This window comes from Advenella sp. EE-W14, assembly GCF_012923605.1.
Lineage (GTDB): Bacteria > Pseudomonadota > Gammaproteobacteria > Burkholderiales > Burkholderiaceae_B > Advenella > Advenella alkanexedens.
Window position 1 is genome coordinate 1 of record NZ_JAAVNG010000010.1, and the last position, 21,210, is coordinate 21,210.

At 49.5% G+C, this 21,210-nt stretch carries 28 protein-coding genes; all 28 read left to right on the forward strand.

The window, feature by feature from the left end; genetic code table 11:
* Positions 1 to 71: 71 nt before the first annotated feature.
* The 28 genes from HCX92_RS15060 to HCX92_RS09605 all read left to right on the forward strand — a co-directional run bounded on the left by HCX92_RS15060 (position 72) and on the right by HCX92_RS09605 (position 21,193).
* The gene (locus HCX92_RS15060) at positions 72 to 275 is read left to right on the forward strand and encodes a RusA family crossover junction endodeoxyribonuclease (RefSeq protein ID WP_371808408.1); all 204 of its coding nucleotides are present in this window, start codon (positions 72 to 74) and stop codon (positions 273 to 275) included.
* A gap of 94 nt (positions 276 to 369) precedes the next feature.
* A complete protein-coding gene (locus tag HCX92_RS09475) occupies positions 370 to 897 on the forward strand; it encodes a hypothetical protein (protein ID WP_169294723.1) in 528 nt (175 codons plus the stop codon).
* 372 nt (positions 898 to 1,269) lie between these two features.
* Positions 1,270 to 1,875 carry a terminase small subunit gene (locus HCX92_RS09480; RefSeq protein ID WP_169294724.1) on the forward strand — a complete coding sequence of 202 codons (606 nt, stop codon included), beginning with the start codon at positions 1,270 to 1,272 and terminating at the stop codon, positions 1,873 to 1,875.
* The gene (locus tag HCX92_RS09485; protein WP_169294725.1) at positions 1,847 to 3,223 is read left to right on the forward strand and encodes a PBSX family phage terminase large subunit; all 1,377 of its coding nucleotides are present in this window, start codon (positions 1,847 to 1,849) and stop codon (positions 3,221 to 3,223) included. The genes HCX92_RS09480 and HCX92_RS09485 overlap by 29 nt, the downstream gene beginning before the upstream one ends.
* Positions 3,223 to 4,497 carry a DUF1073 domain-containing protein gene (locus HCX92_RS09490; protein ID WP_169294726.1) on the forward strand — a complete coding sequence of 425 codons (1,275 nt, stop codon included), beginning with the start codon at positions 3,223 to 3,225 and terminating at the stop codon, positions 4,495 to 4,497. Before HCX92_RS09485 ends, HCX92_RS09490 begins: the two co-directional genes overlap by 1 nt.
* On the forward strand, positions 4,481 to 5,290 hold the full coding sequence (locus HCX92_RS09495) for a phage minor head protein (RefSeq protein WP_169294727.1): 810 nt from the start codon (positions 4,481 to 4,483) through the stop codon (positions 5,288 to 5,290). Before HCX92_RS09490 ends, HCX92_RS09495 begins: the two co-directional genes overlap by 17 nt.
* Positions 5,291 to 5,298: 8 nt before the next feature.
* Positions 5,299 to 5,802, forward strand: coding sequence for an HNH endonuclease (locus HCX92_RS09500; protein WP_169294728.1), 504 nt, complete (start codon positions 5,299 to 5,301; stop codon positions 5,800 to 5,802).
* Complete coding sequence (locus HCX92_RS09505; RefSeq protein WP_169294729.1) at positions 5,802 to 6,866, forward strand: DUF2213 domain-containing protein; 1,065 nt, start codon at positions 5,802 to 5,804, stop codon at positions 6,864 to 6,866. Before HCX92_RS09500 ends, HCX92_RS09505 begins: the two co-directional genes overlap by 1 nt.
* Before the next feature lie 26 nt (positions 6,867 to 6,892).
* Positions 6,893 to 7,339: a hypothetical protein gene (locus tag HCX92_RS09510; protein WP_169294730.1), complete on the forward strand. Its 447-nt coding sequence runs from the start codon at positions 6,893 to 6,895 to the stop codon at positions 7,337 to 7,339.
* Positions 7,340 to 7,406: 67 nt separating this feature from the next.
* Positions 7,407 to 8,363, forward strand: a complete 957-nt coding sequence (locus tag HCX92_RS09515; RefSeq protein ID WP_169294731.1) for a DUF2184 domain-containing protein — start codon at positions 7,407 to 7,409, stop codon at positions 8,361 to 8,363.
* A gap of 9 nt (positions 8,364 to 8,372) precedes the next feature.
* Entirely contained in the window at positions 8,373 to 8,582 is a 210-nt protein-coding gene (locus HCX92_RS09520; protein WP_169294721.1) for a hypothetical protein, read from the forward strand.
* 11 nt (positions 8,583 to 8,593) lie between these two features.
* On the forward strand, positions 8,594 to 9,022 hold the full coding sequence (locus HCX92_RS09525) for a DUF4054 domain-containing protein (protein ID WP_169294732.1): 429 nt from the start codon (positions 8,594 to 8,596) through the stop codon (positions 9,020 to 9,022).
* On the forward strand, positions 9,022 to 9,489 hold the full coding sequence (locus HCX92_RS09530; RefSeq protein ID WP_169294733.1) for a hypothetical protein: 468 nt from the start codon (positions 9,022 to 9,024) through the stop codon (positions 9,487 to 9,489). The genes HCX92_RS09525 and HCX92_RS09530 overlap by 1 nt, the downstream gene beginning before the upstream one ends.
* Positions 9,486 to 9,827 (forward strand): hypothetical protein, encoded by a 342-nt coding sequence (locus tag HCX92_RS09535; protein ID WP_169294734.1) that lies wholly within the window; start codon positions 9,486 to 9,488, stop codon positions 9,825 to 9,827. Before HCX92_RS09530 ends, HCX92_RS09535 begins: the two co-directional genes overlap by 4 nt.
* 1 nt (position 9,828) lies before the next feature.
* The gene (locus HCX92_RS09540; protein ID WP_169294735.1) at positions 9,829 to 10,344 is read left to right on the forward strand and encodes a hypothetical protein; all 516 of its coding nucleotides are present in this window, start codon (positions 9,829 to 9,831) and stop codon (positions 10,342 to 10,344) included.
* A 185-nt stretch (positions 10,345 to 10,529) separates the two neighbouring features.
* Complete coding sequence (locus HCX92_RS09545; protein WP_169294736.1) at positions 10,530 to 11,042, forward strand: KilA-N domain-containing protein; 513 nt, start codon at positions 10,530 to 10,532, stop codon at positions 11,040 to 11,042.
* Positions 11,043 to 11,084: 42 nt separating this feature from the next.
* Positions 11,085 to 12,443: a DUF3383 family protein gene (locus tag HCX92_RS09550; protein WP_169294737.1), complete on the forward strand. Its 1,359-nt coding sequence runs from the start codon at positions 11,085 to 11,087 to the stop codon at positions 12,441 to 12,443.
* A 22-nt stretch (positions 12,444 to 12,465) separates the two neighbouring features.
* Positions 12,466 to 12,888 carry a phage protein gene (locus tag HCX92_RS09555; RefSeq protein ID WP_169294738.1) on the forward strand — a complete coding sequence of 141 codons (423 nt, stop codon included), beginning with the start codon at positions 12,466 to 12,468 and terminating at the stop codon, positions 12,886 to 12,888.
* Positions 12,888 to 13,331: a phage tail assembly chaperone gene (locus HCX92_RS09560; protein WP_169294739.1), complete on the forward strand. Its 444-nt coding sequence runs from the start codon at positions 12,888 to 12,890 to the stop codon at positions 13,329 to 13,331. The genes HCX92_RS09555 and HCX92_RS09560 overlap by 1 nt, the downstream gene beginning before the upstream one ends.
* Positions 13,332 to 13,746: 415 nt before the next feature.
* Entirely contained in the window at positions 13,747 to 15,387 is a 1,641-nt protein-coding gene (locus HCX92_RS09565) for a tape measure protein (RefSeq protein WP_248290042.1), read from the forward strand.
* Positions 15,384 to 15,980: a phage baseplate protein gene (locus HCX92_RS09570; protein ID WP_169294741.1), complete on the forward strand. Its 597-nt coding sequence runs from the start codon at positions 15,384 to 15,386 to the stop codon at positions 15,978 to 15,980. Before HCX92_RS09565 ends, HCX92_RS09570 begins: the two co-directional genes overlap by 4 nt.
* Entirely contained in the window at positions 15,977 to 16,297 is a 321-nt protein-coding gene (locus tag HCX92_RS09575) for a hypothetical protein (protein ID WP_169294742.1), read from the forward strand. The genes HCX92_RS09570 and HCX92_RS09575 overlap by 4 nt, the downstream gene beginning before the upstream one ends.
* Positions 16,287 to 17,171, forward strand: coding sequence for a hypothetical protein (locus HCX92_RS09580; protein ID WP_169294743.1), 885 nt, complete (start codon positions 16,287 to 16,289; stop codon positions 17,169 to 17,171). Before HCX92_RS09575 ends, HCX92_RS09580 begins: the two co-directional genes overlap by 11 nt.
* Positions 17,172 to 17,173: 2 nt before the next feature.
* Positions 17,174 to 17,875 (forward strand): Gp138 family membrane-puncturing spike protein, encoded by a 702-nt coding sequence (locus HCX92_RS09585; RefSeq protein WP_169294744.1) that lies wholly within the window; start codon positions 17,174 to 17,176, stop codon positions 17,873 to 17,875.
* On the forward strand, positions 17,872 to 18,234 hold the full coding sequence (locus HCX92_RS09590) for a hypothetical protein (RefSeq protein ID WP_169294745.1): 363 nt from the start codon (positions 17,872 to 17,874) through the stop codon (positions 18,232 to 18,234). The genes HCX92_RS09585 and HCX92_RS09590 overlap by 4 nt, the downstream gene beginning before the upstream one ends.
* Positions 18,235 to 18,247: 13 nt before the next feature.
* Positions 18,248 to 19,693 carry a baseplate J/gp47 family protein gene (locus HCX92_RS09595; protein ID WP_169294746.1) on the forward strand — a complete coding sequence of 482 codons (1,446 nt, stop codon included), beginning with the start codon at positions 18,248 to 18,250 and terminating at the stop codon, positions 19,691 to 19,693.
* On the forward strand, positions 19,693 to 20,361 hold the full coding sequence (locus HCX92_RS09600; RefSeq protein WP_169294747.1) for a DUF2612 domain-containing protein: 669 nt from the start codon (positions 19,693 to 19,695) through the stop codon (positions 20,359 to 20,361). The genes HCX92_RS09595 and HCX92_RS09600 overlap by 1 nt, the downstream gene beginning before the upstream one ends.
* Positions 20,354 to 21,193: a tail fiber protein gene (locus tag HCX92_RS09605; RefSeq protein ID WP_169294748.1), complete on the forward strand. Its 840-nt coding sequence runs from the start codon at positions 20,354 to 20,356 to the stop codon at positions 21,191 to 21,193. Before HCX92_RS09600 ends, HCX92_RS09605 begins: the two co-directional genes overlap by 8 nt.
* The last annotated feature ends 17 nt before the right edge of the window (positions 21,194 to 21,210 follow it).

A 21,210-nucleotide genomic window follows, 5' to 3' on the forward strand; every position in this document is an offset into this window, starting at 1 on the left:
CATCACACCGAGGCAAAAATTACATCAACATAAATTAAATAATTCTACTGCCAACTGCTATTAAAAATGGGGTGATTACCCTTGCACCTAGGTTGACTAAAAAAAATGAAGCCAGCCGCGTTTTAATGGATTTGGACAATTCGATAAAAGTCACCTTAGATGCCTTGATTGGCATTGCGTATGTTGACGACAGGCAAGTTAAACACATCACGGCTGAGTATGGTCCACCCGAAAAGGATGGTGCTTTGCATGTAACGATCAAGGAGCTCGCATGACCTTTCTATTCGGCTTGATTATGGGCGCAGCAGCTGGGGCTTGTGTCACTGTGGTGGCTTTGTTTCTCAATGATTCAACAGGAAGGTGGGATTAATGCATTTCAAAAGTCCGGAACATGCAATCAGGGTTGCGTATTTCATCTTGGCCACACGAATTGAGCCCAGCACTTCCCTTCAAAAACTCATCAAGGAATACGAGGAAATGACCGGTGAACGAATCCCCCACTCCACCGATATGACACCACACGACTGGCGTGTACAGGTGGTTTGGATCATAAACCTAACCAAGCGGTTGATCGGGCACAAGATTGGTTTTCATGTTCTGCAGGGAATCCATGGCGATATTATGAATGCTGAGGTCCGGCAGAGTTTGTTTGAGGTTTCACATTGGCTGAACCCCGCCCGTGATTCCAGGGAGCGATTGATCACCGACCTGATCACGACACATATTTTGCGTGGCCGGCCAACGCAGCAGTTCATTGCTGATCAGTTTGGAGTAGACAGGCAGGTTATCAAGCGATTAGTACGTAAGTATCGGGACATGATCGAGATCGAGCAGGATCACGTTGAAAACATACTCTGGGATGAGTATAAAACGGCTGGTTTGATCGTAGGTACATGAAGGTACATGTATTGACATAGCGACCCAAACATAGTACATTTCAGCTATGTTTGACATTAGAGCGTCAATAGAAAACGAAGCCCGCATATCGCGGGCTTTTTTATTGCTTATTGAATTTAGAAGAATAGGCTAAGCCAATTGTATAGGCTAAGCCAATTGTCCCATTGTTCAGATAGTGTGATAAAAATTTCATATATCGTTAATGTAATTTTGATTTTTTTAAAAAAGAAAAAAACATAACGCACTAATTCCATTAATTTTTTCAAAATAACCATAAAGATAGAATTCCTCTTTTATTAGAATTGTTGTGTAGAGCAATATTGCTTCTACCTATTTATTTATATAAACGCTTAAAGTTCCTAAAATTTCACTATGACCGCCACAAAAGACAAGGCAACCGCCGCGTCAGGCGGCCTGACTCCAAAGCAAAAACGCTTTGTTGAGGAGTATTTAATTGACCTGAATGCAACGGCCGCATTCCGTCGTGCCGGTTATGTTGCAACTGGAAATGCAGCGGAAGTTAATGCCTCCCGCCTGCTAAGAAATGCTAAGGTTGCAACTGCAATTGCCCAGGCGCAGAGCAAGCGTTCAGTCCGCACTGAAATCACCCAGGATATGGTTCTGAAGGAATTGGCCAAGATCGGTTTTAGCGATATTCGAAAAGTCATTCGCTGGGGCAACACAACGGTTCGCAAAGCAGTCAACACGGAAGGTGAGGAAGTTGAAGAGCCTTACCATGGCATTGCGTTAATTGATTCCAGTGAAATTGATGATGCAACCGCAGCGGCCATTGCTGAGGTATCTGAAGGTCGTGAAGGTCTTAAAGTAAAATTGCATGACAAGAAAGGCGCATTGGTTGACATTGGGCGCCACCTTGGCATGTTTACGGATCGTGTTGATCACACCAGCAGTGACGGCAGCATGAGCCCGAAATCTTTTTCTGAAATGTATGGCGAGCCTAAACCCGAATCTTCTTGATTTTTGGTTCAAAGATGGGATTGCGTCCGATAAAAACTTCAGAAAGGCCAGGCACCGTGTTTTGTATGGTGGCCGAGCATCATCAAAATCTTGGGAATTTGCTGGGCAGGCAGCGGGTATTGCCAATCGATGCATGCTCAGAATGCTGTGTGTTCGCAGATATCAAAACAAAATCAAAGAATCGGTTTACACCCTGATTGCCTCACAAATTGAGAACTTCGGGTTTAAGGGTTTTGATATCCGGGCCAGTGATATTAAGCACAAAAATGGCAGTGAATTTGTTTTTTATGGCATCGAGCGCAACACCGATGAAATCAAGTCGTTTGAAGGCGCTGATATCCTTTGGATTGAAGAAGCCCACAACCTGACAAAAGAACAATGGGAAATTCTAAAACCCACGATCCGGAAAGAAGGATCTGAAATCTGGCTTAGCTTCAATCCGAAATTGGCATCAGATTTTGTGTATCAACGTTTTGTCGTTAACCCGCCTGCAAGCACCATTATTCGGCTCATTAACTACACTGAAAACCCCTTTATCTCAAAAACCGCACTGGCTGATATTGAGGATTTAAAACAGGAAGATTACGAAACCTATGAGCATGTTTATCTGGGTGTGCCAAAAACAGATGATGAATTTGCAATCATCAAGCGTAGCTGGGTTGAGGCAGCGGTTGATGCACACCTCAAGCTTGGCATTGATTTATCAGGGGCAAGAACCGTTGGTTATGACGTAGCGGACAGCGGCGAAGATAAAAATGCAACAACCGTCTTTGATGGCGCCATAGCGCGGGAAATTGACGAATGGAAAGCGCCAGAAGATGAACTGGTAACCTCAGCATTAAGGGCCTGGGGAAAAGTGGGAAATGGCCGGCTTGTGTACGACTCTATTGGTGTTGGTGCACATGTAGGCAGTACCCTCAAAGAGAAAAAAATTTATTCGAGATACTACAAGTTCAATGCAGCTGGTGCCGTTGTTAATCCGGATAAGGAATACGCCCCCAAAATCACCAACGCTGAAAAGTTTGAAAACCTTAAGGCGCAGGCCTGGCAGGATGTAGCCGACAGGCTTCGAAACACGTTCAATGCAGTGAATAAAGGGATGAAATACCCGGAGAGCGAGTTAATCAGCATATCGTCTGAAATAAAACTTCTTGAACGCCTTAAAACTGAGCTTTGCACACCCAATAAATCCATCTCAAAACGAGGCCTGGACATGGTTGAAAGCAAACAGGATTTACGAAAAAGAGAAATCAAGTCCCCAAACCTTGCTGATTCCTTTGTGATGGGAGCATGTCCGCATTTGGCTGTAGATAGCAAACTTGATAGATTCCTGACAATGGCAGAATAATGACAACACGATTCAATACCGATGGTTATCTGGAAGCCGTTATTGGCCAGCGCGGCCTGTCCGGCACCAACCCGATAAGTGCGACCATGCTCTACGCAAAAGGCGGCCTGTTTGGGGCGGTGGTTGATAAACCGGCCGAAACCGCCATGTCAAAAGGCATTAAGGTTCAAGGCGATACGGATAAGGTGATTGATGCTGAGCTTGACCGGCTGAAAGTAATTTCAGCGATTACCGAAGCGCTATGCTGGACCCGGCTATTTGGCGGTGCGGCCATTATTCCAATCATGGACGATGGCCTGTTAAACACCCCTATCAACTATGACAGTATCGGACAGATTGCCGAACTGAAGGTGTTTGATATTGAGCAAATCAGCGCACTGCCTGCCAAATACATGGATCCCAAAAAGGCTAATTTCGGCATGCCGATTTATTACGAGATCGATGTTGGTAACGGGGCCCGTTTTGTTTGCCACGAATCCCGCCTGATTGAAATTAGCGGCGATATCCTTCCTCGAAGCTACCGGCAATCATCTGCCCTGCTCCCATGGGCTGGCCGATCTGCGGTTGATGAAGCCTATCGGATGATCCTGGATTACCTTGAATCGCTGGCAATGGCCAAAAACATTCTGAAGCGCAAACAGCAAGGCGTACACCAAATGGTGGGGCTGGCTGAGGCAATCAAAGAGGGAATGGAGGCCACAGTACAAAAACGGGTCGGCTTGGTTGACCAGGCACGCGGTATCTTGAATACCGTTGTGGTTGATAAGGAAGATGCCTTTACAGTCCAGGATTCAAGCCTATCCGGCATCAAAGAAGTGATCCATGAATTCCAGGTGGCGCTATCTGCCAGCACCAGCATACCGGTTACCATTTTGTTTGGGCGTTCGCCTGGTGGGTTAAATGCAACTGGCGAAGCTGATTTTGATACCTATCACGATATGGTGGAAGGCATTCGCAAGAACAAGGCCCAGCCCGTCCTTGAGCGATTGATCTCACTGATCTTGGCGCAAAAGTCCCTCCCCCAGAAAAAACCGGATGACTGGTTCATTGTCTGGCCATCGCTTAAGCAGTTGTCGGAAAAAGAAACCGCAGAGGTTGAGAAAACCCGTGCGGCCACCCTTCTGGACAAGATAAATGCCCTGGACAGGGCCGTTGGTACCGGTGCCCTGTCTGAGCGCCAGGCATTGGAATACCTGGAATCGGAAGCACTGTTCGGGCTGGAACCACCAGGCCAATCAGGAGCCGGAGCAAGCAAGTATGCCAGCCAGACGTAATAAACCCGGCAAGCCACGCAAATGGCTGTACCCGCACGCTATTGAGCGCGAGTATGAGCGCCTTCTGAATGAATATGCCCTGCTCTTAACGCAGCTGGTGACTGAACATATTGTGTCGCAGGTTGAGCAATTTCGCATGGATGGCATTGAAGACATCCCGGAATCCACAGGCTGGTACGAAAGGATCCGGCAAGCGTTTATGACCACCTCCGTGCTTTTTATTCCAACCACGGAACGCATCATCAGACTGATTGCGGACGTAGCCAGGCAAGTATCCGCCTTCAATAAACGGCAGTTTCACCAGGTTATCCGTTCCGCCTATGGCGTGGACATTTTCAAGACCGAGCCCTGGTTAAAAGATGTACTGGATATTTATGAGGCAAACAACATCAAGTTGATCCGCTCCATCCCACAGCAGTATCTGGATAGCCTGAACGGAAAAGTAGTCAATGCCGTTCGTACCGGTATGCCGCCCAAAGATCTGGCCAAGTACATCAAGAAGACCTATAAGGTACCCGCCAACAGAGCCAAGCTTATTGCCCGTGACCAGATTGCAAAGCTGAACGGCCAACTGACCAAAGAGCGGCAAACCCGAATTGGGGTTACCGAATACCGGTGGAGAGGCATGCTTGATGAACGTGAACGTGATGAGCATGAAGAACGTGAAGGGCAGGTATTCAAATGGGACGATCCCCCGGAAGATGGGCACCCAGGCGAGCCCATTCAGTGCCGATGTTATGCCGAAGCCGTACTGCCTGGGTTGGATGACCTTGATGCGCTGATTGTTCATTAGGATACGTTATGAGTTCCACACTAACACAAGAAAATTTGAAGCAATTACTTCACTATGATCCAAAGAGCGGTGTCTTCATATGGACTAATGTTTCACTTAAAAAATCTTATTTAAAGGGATGTCGGGCGGGCCGCCTATGTAAGCGCACAGGATATCGTAGGGTTCAAATTAACAAAGCAAGTTATCAGGCACACCGTCTTGCTTGGTTATACGTATATGGTGAATGGCCAAAGCAACTTATTGACCACATTGACGGAAATAGAGACAACAATGCTATTGCCAATCTCCGTGATGTCTCGGCAAGGTGTAATCTGCAGAACCAGAAAAAAGCGCAAAACGATAGCAAAACAGGTTTTCTTGGTGTGCATAGAGGTAAAGGCAGGTCAAGATACTATGCAATGATTGCGATTAATCGGCGCAATATATATCTTGGGACTTTTGATTGCCCACAGGAAGCACACGAGGCATATTTAACAGCCAAACGCCAATTACATGAAGGATGCACAATCTAATGAACGTAAACCGATTTGATCGCATTCCCATACGCGCAATCACTACGCCAGAAGGTTTTATTGAAGACTCCCCGATTCTTTCCAGGACGGGGGTTTTTTTATACCGAGATGGTGCTGGGAGAGTGCGGCGTGAGTTTAGGCCTCCGGAAGAAGTGTTTTCGCAAGATCACTTAACCAGCCTGAAAGGAAAGCCAATAACCAATGGGCATCCTGGTGCTGTCACCGCACAAAATGCAAAAGCCCACACCGTTGGCACCGTGCTGACTCCCGGACGTCAAGACGGCGATGACCTACGTGCAGATATTGTCATTCATGACACGTCCCCAATCGCAGAGGGTAAAAAAGAACTTTCACTAGGGTATACCGTTGATTTAGATGAAACCCCTGGCGAATTTAACGGCGAACGTTATGACGCCATACAAAGAAACTTGCGCGTGAATCATCTCGCGCTTGTGGAACGAGGTAGAGCAGGCAATGCTCGCCTATCACTAGATGCGGCGGATGCCGTAACAACTGAGGAAACCACCATGCCAATGGAAAAAGTGCGCCTCGATTCAGGCATCAGTTATGACGCTGCCCCTGAAGTGGCACAAGAGTTAAACCGAGTACGTCAGGATGCGGCCACCGCACGTGCTGATGCAGATAAACAGGCCGCCCGTGCGGATGCTGCTGAAGCTGAAGTAAAACAGCTGAAAGAACAGGCCGAAAAAATGCGAGAAGATGCCATTGCAAACGTCCGTGCCCGCATGGATCTGGAGGCCAAGGCTGCCAGTCATGGCGTAGCCGTTAAGCAGGATCAGTCAGACCGTGACATTCAGGTAGCGGTCATTACGGCTATCCGCGGTGATGGCGTTGATTTGGCCAACAAGTCTGATGATTATGTCTTGGCCGCTTTTGATCTGGCCGTTGCAGATAAAAAAGTACGCCAGGATACCGTCGGGCAACAACGCACCAGCATGACACCCACATCACCGGCAGGCATTAACCAGGACGGCAAACCCCTTCCTTCTGCCGCTTCCAATGACGCCCGGGCCCGCATGATTGCAGCCCAACGCGGCGCCTAATCACCCAATATAAGGAATTTCTCATCATGTATGAAGATCAAATGGATATTGCCTTTGCCGGCATGAAAGCGGATGCCGGTGATGACCGGGTTGAATCGTTTCCGGTCGGAGCGGCCACATTGGCTTTTGGGGTTGTAACGGGAACAGACGCAAATGGCTTACTGGTTGCAGGCCCAGGCACCAAAGTACGCGGCATCACTCTTCACAGCCACGCTGTGCCTGGCGACACGTATGTAAAAACAGAATGCGCATCAGTGATGACCCGTGGCCTTGTCTGGGCACGCGTAACCACTTCTGGGGCAGTCACTGATGGCGGCGCCGTCAAATTTGCGGCAGATGGCACGGTTGCAAACGCAGGAGCCAATACGTTGAATAACGCAGTTTTCCGCAGTACAAAAGTAAGTACTGCGGCCTTTGGCGATATCGCTCTTGTCGAACTGCACAGCCCGTTCTCTGAAGTCACTGGCGCTTAAACCCGCTTCAACAATCAATCGCACATAACCCGCCAAGGCGGGTTTTTTATTTGCAAAAGGAAAAATCATGCCACATATGCACTACGATGAGGCGGACGCAATCGCTGTTGTCTCGTTTGCCCATAGTCAAAATGTCGCAATCCGGGAAGACCAGGGCGTTTTTGCTGCCCGTGAACTGGATTACGTTAAATCACGCACCTATGACCGTAAACTGCCACCAATGAACGGACTGGCACTGGTACCGCGTGCTTCTGACGCCCCCGAGTGGGCAGAAACCATTACCTACAAGTCCTATGACCATGTAGGTATCGCCAAAATCATTGCGAACTATGCCGACGACCTGCCCCGTGCTGATGTGTCCGGTAAGGAAACCACCGTTCCAGTTCGTACCATCGGTGACTCCTATGGTTACAACATCAACGAACTGAACGCATCCATTGCGCTGGGGGCCCGCTTGCCTGAACGCAAGGCATTTGCGGCCCGTCGTGCGGTAGAAGTTAAACTGAATCAGATCGCCATGGTGGGCGATGTGAATCATGGCCTGTATGGCATTACCAACCACCCTAATATCGGCTCAACAACGGGTGTTACCGGTGACTGGTCTGCAGTGGCCACTACAGCGGCACAAATCGTTGCTGACGTGGACATCATGTGGAATGCCGTACGCACCCAAAGCAAGGGTGTTCACACCCCTACCCGCCTGGCCATCCCCTCTTCTGCCTTTGCGGCCATGAACAGCAAGTATGTGGCTGATACGGGTGGAAAATCTGCCTATGACGTGGTACGTGCCAAATACCCCGGCTTGCAAATTATGGACTTGCCTGAGCTTGAATTGGTGGACGGTGACACATTATCCATTATTGGCGAGTTCAGCGAAGAAAACGCCAATCTGGAAGAAGTCATGCCGTTTAACCAGCTGCCAGCCCAGGCACGCAATCTGGAGCTGGTGGTGCCGTGTTATGCCCGATCAGGTGGTGTGTCCGTACATTACCCGCTTGCCTTTACAAAAGTAGTCGGCCTGTAAGGAGAACCCATGAAAGTCACCAACCCAAATCCTTGCCTGGTTAATGTCGCTGATGCAAATGGCAAATTTGTGCGCATTGGCCCTAACCAGACCGTTGATGTTGATGAAAAAGCCGTTGCGGCTCTTTTAAAGAATGGCACGCTGGTCATGGCTGAGTCGGCCAATGTTGACGAATCAGTGCCCGATAAACCGGCAACCAAAAGCACCACCCGCAAATAAGGGGATCCCAAATGCAAGATGAAACCAAAGTGGCTGCGCTTATATCGTTATTGAACTTCTTGGCGCCCGCCGTCAATGAAGCAACGGACGATGATAAGAAAATGGCGCTAAACCTTGCATTTGGATTCAGGCCCACCTGTTTGCCGGAAGATAAACAGGATGCCGCGCAGGTTTACTACGCAGGCGCTCTGCTCTATGGCATCCAGCAGCAGAAAAAAAGCAGCGCAAACGGTGGCATTACAACCGGTGTGCTTAAGCGGGAAAAAGAAGGCGACCTTGAACGCGAGTACGCGGTTGCGGCTGACCTGAACACCGGCCCGGGGCGGGATCCTTTTGGCTATATGGATCAATTCGAAAAGCTGGACAATATCTGTAAACGGATGGGGTCCATTACGGTCGGTAAACATACCGGCTGTTGCACCGGCCCGTGGGGATTGTAATGGCTGATATTAAAGTGACTGACCTCGGATTTGAAAAAATCATTGCCAATGACAGCAAACTGGCCGGCAACGGCGTGAAGTTTGGTATTCAGGCAGGGCAAGGTGATCAGGAAGAAGAAGGAGTTCATAAAGGTGCGGACATTTTGGATATTGCCATTTATAACGAGTTTGGTACCGAGCATATTCCCGCCCGCCCGTTTATGAAAGACTTTGCCAACAAAAACGAACATGTTTTGCTTAAGGCGATGGACAGGCAGGCCAAAAATGTATTTGCCGGAATGCCTGTTGCAACGGCATTGGCTGATTTGGGTGAGTTTGCCCAGAAGCACCAAAAAAACCATATAAGGAAAGCATCCCGCTGGGCCGAAGCCAATGCACCCTCCACGATCAGGCAAAAAGGATCCAGCAAGCCGCTGATTGATACGGGAGCGTTAGTCAATGCCGTTCGCTACGAGGTGCTGAAATGAGTTCATTTCGCAAGCCTCAGGCTTTCAAACGAAAATCCGCTGGCCAGTATGTAGACGGTGCCTGGCAAGAAGGCGCGGAATACGATTTGACGGGCATCACTGCCAGCATTCAGCCGGCCAAAAAAGAAGATTACGACCAGATGGAAGCCTTGCCGGAAGGTCGCCGTGTGGAAGCCATGGTCCGAATCTATACCAGTGCAGAACTGAACGTGGCAGGCAGTGATACCAGTAATGGCGACATTCTGCTCTGGCGCGGTAGCCGTTATTTGGTTCGCGATGTATCTACCTGGCAAAGCGATGTCATCAATCATTACCGATACCTGGCAGTAAGGATATAGCATGGATATTAGGAAGGAGTTTCAGAAGTTCTTTTCTGCGTTAACGAATGCCCAAGTCATTCTTGCTTATGAGAACGGTCCCCGCCCTGCTTTACCCTACATCATGCTGCATGTGGATCTGGCCAATCCTCTACCGGTGCACATCAGCAGGATCCAGCCGGATGGCCAAAGAAATATCCATGCTTACAGAAATGCCCGGCTACAGCTGCAGTGCTATGGCCCAGGCAGTTGGGAAATCATGGAAGCGCTTTCAATGGCCATCCATACCGAAGCGGCAAATACTTTGGCATCAGCAAAGAATATTGCCATTAACGGGCAGGCACAGCTACAAAACATACCCGTGCTTCGCTCTGCCACCGAATACGAGCCTCGCGCGGTGCTTGACATCGATGCGGCCTATACAGGCGGCATCACTGAAACGGTGGATTACTTTGATGAAGTTCGCGGCACCAGTGACTTTTCACTGAAGAATACGCCACAGGATCCACAGCCATTTATGGCCAAGACTGAATACTAAAACCATTTTTGTGCTGGCTAGGGTAACTCCCGAAAGCAAGCGTGTATACCTGAGCTTGTTTGCCATCACATCGTTTTTCTTGGCAGCCTTAAATCGGTAGGTACCGAGCCTGTGAAGGTGGATGAGCTTTGAAAAGTCCGGGGCTGCTCCATTGTGGGGCGGCCCTTTTCTTTTCGGAGATTGAAATGAATTCATTAACCATCTCAAGTATCTCAATTCGACAGGACGGCGCAGGACGGTTTTGCTTGAATGATCTTCATCGCGCTGCAGTAGAGCGTGGCAAAGCCACTGTTTCTCATCGTCCGGGTACTTTCATGAAGCGGCCCGAGACTGGACGACTGGTTGCTGCTCTGAAAAAGCGATGCACCCCGCAGTGCATCGACCCGGTGATGACTATCAAGGGTGGCCCGGCAGCGTCCCAAGGGACATTTGTATCGAAGCCGCTGGTGTACGCGTACGCCATGTGGATAGATGCCGACTTCCATCTGGACGTTATTGAAGCCTTCGATTCCATTCAGGTCAATACCATGGGCCTGTATCAGCAGCTGCAGGCGTTGATTGCCGAGGAAGTCTCTACGCAAGTTCGCGCATCCTTTGGTTCTCGCTTAATGCTTGAAAGAAAAAAAGCAATTCCTGAATTTAAGAAACGCAGAGAGCGAATAGAGACTGAATTACAGCCAGTACTTAATTTTCACTAACCCGCCCGCTTCGGCGGGTTTTTCATTTTAGGAGCCACCACAATGGCACAACTTGACCGCATCGTGAATGTGCAGGTTTCCCTGCGCACCACGGCAATCACCGAACGCAGTTTTTCAGACCTGCTAATTGTAGGCACACACACCCTGGCTGCCGGCCGTGTCCTGGTCATTACTGAAGCAGATGAACTGCTTGACCTTGGCTTGCCATCCACCAGCGCACTTTATAAAGCGTCAAGCGCTGTGTTTAAACAGATTCCGTCCATTAACCGTGTTTATATCGGCAAGCGTCAATTAAACACCGTCACCATCAACGTGACTTCGGCCGCTACCTCAACCTACCAGATTAATATCCTTTATCGAAACGAGGCCACAGGTGCTGTTCAAACAGGCCCAGCATCCTATATTGGCACCGATCTGGATAGTACCGAGGATATTGCTACCGGCCTTGTGTCCGCCATTAATGCCTTGAACATCGGCGTTACCGCCAGTGCCACCGGTTCCTCTATTGAAATTGATAACGATATCGCTGGGGCTGATCTTGGCGTCACCGTGGAAGGCAATCTTGCCATTGTTTACCAGGAAAGCACGGAAGCCATTCCTGAAACACTGGCCGCCATCAAACGCGAAAATCATGACTGGTATGGCATTGCACTAACCTCACACGAAGAAAGTGATGTCTTGGCCGCTGCCGAATGGGCAGAGACCAACGAAAGCATGTTCTTTACGTCCAGCAACCAGGCCAGCATTCTGGATAGTGCCGTTATGACCGACATCGGCTCAAAACTCAAGGCCAAACAATATTTCCGGACGGCCACTTGGTACCACTTGGCTGAAGATGAATACATTGAAGCGGCAGTCCCCGGGCATTGCTTCACGTTCTACCCTGGTGGTGAAACCTGGGCCAATAAACGCCTGGCAGGCATTACCAGCGATGCACTGGCTGAAGCACAATCCATTACCTGCAATACAAAGAACGTAAACACGTTTGAGCCCTTCCGGAATTTTGCCATTACACAGTACGGCAAGGTTGCGGCAGGCGAATGGATTGATGTGATCCGGTTCCGTGACTGGCTGGTAGAGCAGATAAAGATCAACGTGGTGTCCGCCATCATCAATGCCGATGGAAAAGTTCCCTATACCGATGATGGCATTCAAATCATCGTCAACGCCATGCGGGTACCGCTTGAGCTCGGTATTGACCGTGGCGGCATTGCTCCCGAAGAGCTTGATGAAACAGGCAGGGTCATCCCTTCATACACGATCAGCGCCCCCTTGGCCGCCAATATCCCGGCAAATGACAAAGCCAACCGCGTACTGCGTGATGTGAAGTTCACCGCTCGCCTGGCTGGGGCCATTCATGCGACGGAAATAAAAGGCTCATTATCTTACAACCTCTCGTAATTGATTAAAAAGGACATAGAGCATGAGAACTTATGCTGCCGCCGAGGTGAAAACCACCTTCGGCCCACACAGTGTCACTGGCACAAACGACGGTGATTTCATCAATATTGAACCCATTTCAGACGGTATCGTTTCTCAAGCCGGCGCCGATGGTGAAGTGGTCCGCTCCATGAGTGCCGATCAACGCTGTCGCGTCACCATCACGGTGCAACAAGGGTCACCCTCCAACGATTTCTTTTCAGGTGCCTATCACGCTGACCGCGTCTCCGGTGGCCGGGCTGTCTTGCCACTGATCATTCGTGACTTGCGCGGCACGACCGTATTTGCAGCCGCAAAGGCCTGGGTCACCAAGTTGCCCAACTCAGGGTTTGCCAAAGAAGCGGGTAGCCGCGAGTGGGTTCTGGAAACAGACCGGGCTGATTATCATGTAGGAGGTAATGAATAATGCGCACAACCGAATTTCAAATCAAAGACGTTACCTTTTATGTTGATAAATTCCGGGCACGCCAGGGCTTTATCATTCTGGGCGACCTGCAAAAAGAACTGATGCCAATTTTAGGCGGTTTTTTCAATCAGGAAGAAGGTGGTGATGAGTTGCAAGCCTTTGTGGCGGCATCATCCGGCATTGACAGCCGATTGCTTGAAAAGTGGATGGATATCCTGATTACACCCGATACGGTCAGTTATGAAAAGCCAGGGCAACGTCCGCAGAAAATCAGCAAACAGAACTTTGACGATGCCTTCGAAGACTTTACCGATATTGCCCAGCTGTTATTTGAAATCATCAAATTGAACTTTGCCGGCCCTTTAGTGCAATGGCTCGGCCATATTGGACCGGGCCTGAATATGAAGGCGGAAAACTTATTGGGCAATTTCGCGAAGAGTTAGAGATCGAGGCCATTGTTTTTCGTGCTGCCTCTTCCAAATACACCACCTTAGGCGAAATCAACCGGGGCGAAATCAGCATGGAAGACATTCTGATGATCAATGCCCTGCTTGACCATCAATATGCGGCAGAAACTGAAGCAATGAGGATTAATAAATAATGGCTACCATTCGTGAACTGGTTACCGTCCTGAAATATCACGTTGATAAGTCTGGGCTCAACCAGTATAAAACCCAGGCTGTTGCTGCTGCTCGCCAAGTAAAATCGGCTATTCGTACAGCATCCGCTGCAGGCAAAGGTGGTTTCCAAGGCTTGTTCCTGGGTATTCGTGATGCTGTCCGCGAGCAGCGCACATTTATACGTGATCAGGCCAAGCTTTTAAGGCAATCACGTGAAGTAGGCGGTCAATTCAGTGCTATGGCCGGTTATATCCGGGCCGCCTTTGCGGGAATTGGGCTGGCCAGCTTTACCAATGCCGCAGACGCGGTGGCCGGCTCCGAGGCACAAATTGATCTGTTTGCCCAAAATCCCGGCAATAAAAAGCAAATCCGTGACCAGATCTTCAAAAATTCTCAGGCCGCAGGATCTGATTATATTGCCGGCCTGGATATGTTCGGGTCTATCGCCCGTAACCGGTCTACGCTGGGGTTGAGCGATCAGGATGCGATCAAACTGGCAGACCTGACGGGTAAAGCGGTTGCACTTACCAGCAAAGGAGCCGCCCAGGACTCTGCTGCCATCCTGCAGTTTTCGCAAGCCTTGGGGGCTGGCCTGCTTCAAGGTGACGAGTTGAGTTCCATTCTCGAGAACTCTGGTGGCCTGGCACTTGCCATTGCCGATGCATTTGGCGTAAGCGTTACCCAATTAAAACAAATGGGTAAAGAAGGCAAGCTGACCTCCAAAGCGATGGCGCAAGGCCTTCTAAAGCAAGCCTCAAGCATCGAAGAACGATTTGCCAAAATCCCAAAAACATTTGGCAAGGGCTTCACGATCATTAAGAATAGCTTTTTAAAGCTTTCGGCAGACATCAATGAATCTACTGGAGCTGCAGAGGGGTTCTTTAAAGTCAGTCAGCTGATTGCCGAAAACATGACGCAGATTGTGAAGACGCTGGGTGCGTTAGGCGCGATATGGGCAGTCCACCGGACAAAAAATGCACTCATCGCCATGCGCACTGTTACCGATGAAATTGATGGCAAGATCGTCAAAACCATCATGAATTGGAGAACCTTTGCCCAAGTAACCGCAAAAAACCTGTTGCCACTTTTGAAGGTAGCAGCGGTTCTTACTGCTCTTTATTTAGTCGGTCAGGATATATACGGCTGGTTAAACGGAATGGACTCTGCCACAGAGAGTCTGATTGGGCCAGCATCCGAATGGAAATCGCAAATTGATGCTATAGCCGAAGTATTTGGCAAAATAAAAAAACTTATTACAGGCAATGCTAATGACCTTGGTGAATGGATAACTAAATGGGGGGTCATCTTAACTGCTGGTTATGGGCTATATATGATCCTAAGCCCAATCCGTCGACTGCTTTGGAATATTACCAAGGTTGTTATCCCCATGATGTGGCGTGCATTTGCAATGCATCCTATAGGTCGGATCATCATGTTAATTGGCCTGATAGCCAGTGCTGTTTGGTGGGTTTATGAAAACTGGGACCTAGTAAAACTAAAAATAGCAGAAGGCTGGGATTGGATTAAAAACAAGGTTAATGGAATATGGGACAGTGTCATTAAGTATTTTACTGACAAATGGGAGTCTGCCATTAACAAGGTGAAACAAGCCATGGCTTTCCTGAACCCCTTTGAAGATACAGAAGGAGGCCTGATCCCCACCGTTGCTGAAGGCGGCCAACGTAACCTGAGAATCCAACAAGCCAGGAATATGAAACGGGCAGGCAATGGGTCGGCTCCTGATGTCACCGTTAACCAAACAAACCATATCACCACTAATGGCACCCCGGAAGCGACCGGAAATGCCATTGGCCGTGCAACTGGCCGCGCACTTTCAAAAGGAAGCGGTTCTTTTGGTACCGTGGAGGCAGCGCCATGAGTTTTGTTTCACTTGTCTTCAATCTTGGGGTAACCCGCTCCATGATTGGGGCCATAGAACTGGACGCCATGACCAATGAGCGTATCGAACTGAAAAGCCAGGCCACCAAGTATTACGTGGAGGAAGGCGCCCCTATTTCGGATCACGTCATCATTGAAAATGAATCGCTGTCCATTAATGGCGTCATTTCCACGGCCAGCCTAACGCTTTTCGGGGAAGGCAAATCCAGGCTGATTGCCACAGTTGATGCTTTACGCCAGATTAAGGACGAACGCCTTCCGGTTGTTATTACGACTGGCCTGGGCATGTATAGCGATATGGTAATGGAAGGTTGCACCATTGACCGCGGTACCCCGTTACAGGAAATAACCCTCAGCTGTTCATTTGTCAAAATCCGTAAAGCACGGAAACGAACCACCGATGTGCCAGAAGTGACGGCTTCGGGTACCGCCAAGGGAAAGGCAGGCGCAACTAAAACCAAAGCAGGTAAGGTATCCAGCAAATCAGGTGTTGGTAATGATGCTGGGCAAAACGGAAATACCGAGATATCGGAAAGACAAAAAACCGACCTTAAGAAGATATTAACAAAATGAACATTATCCCCGTCATTGATGCCAACGACAGCCTGCTTGAGGCCGAACTGGATGGCCGCACTTATTTCCTGAATCTGAGCTGGAATAGCGAAGCCCGGTTATGGACGCTCTCCATTGAAAATGCAGATAATGAGTTAATCATATCCAGCATTTTATTGTCACCCAACACACCCCTGCTTAAGCCTTACCGCCATTTATCAGTACCAGCCGGAGAGATGGTGGCCATCCTGGAAAACAACAACACGATGATAGGCAGGCAGGACTTTGTTACCGGTATTGCCAAACTTGTTTATGTGAGTGTCGACGATGCGCTTTGATCGTGTTTACCGGCTGATCATTGGGCCATCAGGCAAAAAAGGCATTGAAATTGCCACGCCTTTCAGAATGACCTTTGATATCAGCAAGGACACCAAGGAAGAGCCCAATACAACCACCATACGCGTGTTTAACCTGAAAGAAGATACCCGTCGGGAGATTCAGCAGCCGGATAATGTGGCTGTTCTTTATGCCGGTTACGGGGAAGAGGATGGGCCTTTGCTTCTGGCCGCTGGCGCGGTGTCATTTGCCTACACCTACCAGGACGGCCCCGACATTGTGACCGAACTGGAAGTGAAGGACGGATATGTTGAGGCGCGCGATACGGTTGTCAGCCTGGGCTATGGGTCTGGCGCGAAGGCGCATGACATCATTCGGGATATTGCTGGCCAAATGGGCTTGCCGCTGGTAATGGAAGATTCCGTGCTTAACCGCCAGTGGAAAAACGGATTCAGCTTTTACGGTGCCGCCCGCACGGCTTTGCATAAAGTTGTCCAGGGTACCGGTCTTGAATGGTCGGTTCAAAACCAGCAATTGCAAATCGTTGACAAGCTGGGCGTAACCAAACGCCAGGCCATAGTGTTGGCATCCGATAGCGGCTTGATTGGCTATCCTGAGCGAACACAAAAAGGCGCCCGGGAGAAGGCCGAGGTCAAGGATGGCAAAAGCAGTCAGCGTAAAAAGCTGGTCAGTGCCGAGCAGCAAACCGATGGCTGGCGGGTACGCTCGCTTTTACTGCCGCAGGTTAACCCTGCCGACCTGATTAAGGTTGAAAGCAAGTTCCTGAACGGATACTTCCGGATTCAGTCCCTTCAGCATACCGGTGATACGGATGCGGGTGACTGGATGACCGATTTACAACTGATTGAGCGTTAACCATGAATGTGACCCAATTGCGTGAACTGATCGCCACCGAACTGAGCGATGTTCATACGAGTCTGCCAGGCATGGTGATTTCATATGACGGTAACCGGGCGGTCGTTAAACCTGCCCTGCCCAAGCAGCTGGCATCTGGTGATGTGCTGCAGGCGCCCCAGATTGTAAACGTACCGGTTTGCTTCCCGGTAGGCGATGCCGGCAAGGCACAGATCACCGTGCCACTCAAAGGCGGGGATCCTGTGTTGCTGCACTTTTCTGAACGCGCCTTGGAATCATGGCTGTCAGGATCCGATGATGCACCTGATGATCCGCGCCAGTTTGACCTGACCGATGCCTTTGCCAGCCCCGTGATGCGCTTTGCTACTGCGGATACTGAAAACGTCTGCATTATGTATGGTGCGGGAACCATTAAACTGGCTCCCTCTGGAGACCTTACCATCACGGTACCCACCATGGCGGTAACCGCAGACCAGACCACGTTTGACAGTCCGGTTACCGTTAACGGTCCATTGGTTTATACAAACGGCATTTCCGGCACCGGTGGTGCTGGGTCTACCATGACGATTACCGGCAATGTTGATATTGACGGTGAAGTAAACATCGATGGTGGCAGCCTGACCCACAACGGCAAAAACATCGGTTCCGATCATACGCATAATGGCGTTGTGGCCGGTGGTGATGAAACAGGAGAACCGGTATGAGCCTGGACTTGAAGCTGGACCCACGCACGCATGACCTATTCCTGAACCGGCATGCAGACATGCAATGGATTGATGGTGCGGAAAGAATTGCCCAACAAATTGAAGTCTCATTAAAAACGCTTTTGGGGGAATGGTTTCTGAATACGGATTTTGGTGTGCCCTATTTTGAAAACATCCTGGTTAAAAACCCCATTCGGTCCTCAATCGAATCCATCCTGCGCGCCAAGATCAAGGATGTGCCGGGGGTCAGAAATGTCACCCGCATGGAAGTCGACATTGACCGCAAAGCGCGTCTTTTGCGCGTAGATTTTGATGCAGACACGGTCGAGGGTCTGATTCGAATCACATTACCCATTTAATAAAAGGTTAAAAATGGCTTACGGTGTAACCAAAGACGGGTTTGTTCGCCCTCGCCTGCCTGAAATCCGGCAGATGATTATTGATAACCTGAAAGAGCGCCTGCGTGCAAAAAACTTAAGTGACGATATTGAAACACGCCCCGATAGCGTAACGGGGTTAATGATTGATACCTTTGCCGAGCGTGAAGCCGCCATTTGGGAAATGGGTGAAGGTGTTTACTTTGCCATGTACCCTGGCAGTGCCTACGGTGTCAGCCTTGATCGGGCGGCCTCGTTCACGGGCGTCAAGCGACTGCAGGCAGAACGCTCACGCGCATATGTTGTCGCTTATGGCACGATTGGCACCACCATTCCGGCAGGGTCACGCATAGCCCATGCATCCACACAAACCTTGTGGCAGACAAAGTTTTCCGCAATCATCAACCTGTTGAATGCCAGCGACTTAACCGTTGTGCCTGTTGTGCAAAATTCAGCACTCTACTCTGTGACCATCGATAACATTTCGTATGAATACACTTCTGGTGCCACTGCAACGCTAACCGATATTCTTGCCGGCCTGACGGCTGCAATGGGCACCAATGCCATTGTTACGAACAACGGTGCTTCGCTTCGGATAAGGCCCGTTAATGCACAAATTTTCAGCGTTATCCTGACAGATAACCTTGCCGTCAACCGCATTGGTTCAGCGATCCAGGCCGAATCAGTAGACGTGTCAACAGAAGGCGCCGCAGTCGGTACTCTAAACAACATTGTCACCCTGATTGATGGCTGGGAGTCGGTCACCAATATGGAAGAGGCTTCCCCGGGTCGACTGGCCGAAACGGACGACGAATTGCGTGCCCGATATGACCAGGGTGTTTTTCGGCTTGGCGCAGGCACTTTGCCCAGCATTGCCCCCAATATCCGTGAAAACGTGCCCAACGTGACGGCCGTCAAGGTCTTTGAAAACAATACCGATGCTGTTGATGCTTCTGGCAGACCGCCCCACTCATTGCATGTGGTTGTGGACGGTGGCATTGATCTGGATATTGCCAAGGAAATATATCGAATCAAGGCGGCTGGCATTGATACCCATGGCGCCATTGAAAAATCTTTTATCAGTGTCGAAGGTGAACAGACTATCCGATTTGATCGCCCCTATAAGGTTTACGTTTGGATTAAGGCCGTTGTGACCATTCAAACCGGTGAGGGTAACATTTTCCCGTTTGACGGGTTTCAGCGAATCACACAATCCCTGCTGATTACAGGCATCAACCATGATATTGGCCAGGATGTGATTTTGCAAAAATTCTATTCAGGGGTTTATCAAACAAACGGTATTGCCAGCATTGATTTAACAATGGCCCACTCTTCAGACCCTGACTTTATTCCTGCCCCAGAAGACTACACGGCCAACAACATTGTGATTGAGGAATATGAGGTTGCCGTGTTCAGCATGTCACGAATTGAGGTTAACTGATGGATCTGGAACAAAACCATGCCGATATTGCCTGGGGGCATTTCACGGGGCAATTTCAAAAAAGCCCACGGTTAGAGTCATTTGTTAAATCGCTGTATCAGCCCATTGGCCCGGAAATGCTGTTAACGGTATTCAATGACCGATGGCTGGACACGGCTGAAGGCGCCCAGCTGGACGGCATTGGCCAGATCGTGGGCATGCCCCGCAAAATAGACAATACTTTTCTGATCAAGTTCTTTGGCTTTGACTCCCAGCCCAATAGCGGCACCTTTGGGGAAGCCCGACTGCGCCGTGAAGGTGAAGCCACCATGGGCGGCTCGGCAGTCTTGATGGATCCGGAATACAGAAAAATCCTGTACTGGAAAATTGCCGTGAATAACGGCCGTGGCACTGCACCAGAAATTGCAGCGGCAGTTAAAGCCATCTTTGATGCAACCTGGTGTTCTATTGTTGATGCCGGAAATGCAAAAATCCAGATCGTGTTCAATGTTACGCCCAATACCAACCCTGCTTTCCTGGTCACGCCACTCATGTGGATCCCGAAGGCGGCCGGCATTGGTGTTGAGCTCTTAATCACAGACGAAGAAAAACCCTTCGGCTTTCGTCATCAAAATCTATACGGTTTTGGCGAAGGCGTCATTCTACAAGGATTCACCACCTATGGCTGATGTATCATTTTTTCCCAGTTTTACCTATAAATGGGCACAGACCGGACAATTGGTTCCAATGGATGATACCCAGTACAAACTGGGCTGGGCCTATATTGGTACCACACACCCATCTGTTGAGCAGTTCAACAAGGTCTTTCAGATTGCTGATGAGAAAAGCAATTTCCTTTATCGACAAATTAAAAATGCCGTGGAAAGCAAAGGTTTGTCGATGTCGGCAAACAATGACCTTTCACTTCGTGACGCCCTGAATGCCATGATGCCTATTGGCATGCCATTGCCTTGGCCAAATGCAAACCCGCCGGCTGGTTTTATTTTGATGTCTGGCCAAAGCATCAATGCATCACAATATCCGGTGCTATTCGGGCTTTATGGGGCAACCTTGCCGGATCTGCGAGAGCGCTTCATTCGCGGCGCCTCACCTTCCATTAGCCCGCTGACGTTGCAAGAGGATACGATTAAATCGCATAAACACGAGGCATCCACTGCTTCTGCCGGGAGTCATAACCACAGTGGGTCTACATCAAGTAATGGCCTGCATAATCACGCTGCACGCACAGGCGATGCGGGTATAAACCAAGGCAGCGGTAATTTCACCATTACGTATGACGGAGCACCAAGCGGTGGTGAACGCAGGGATACAACGGTATCAAGAACAGAATGGGCAGCGCACAGCCACGGTGTTTCCGTCGACAATGCCGGCAACCACAATCACACGCTAAGCATCAACAGTGCCGGAGCGCATAGCCACGAAGTAACCGTTAACGAAACCGGATCAACCGAGACGAGGCCCAAGGCAATCGCTTTTTATTATGTCTGCAGTGCCGGATAGACCCATTCAACCTCTTT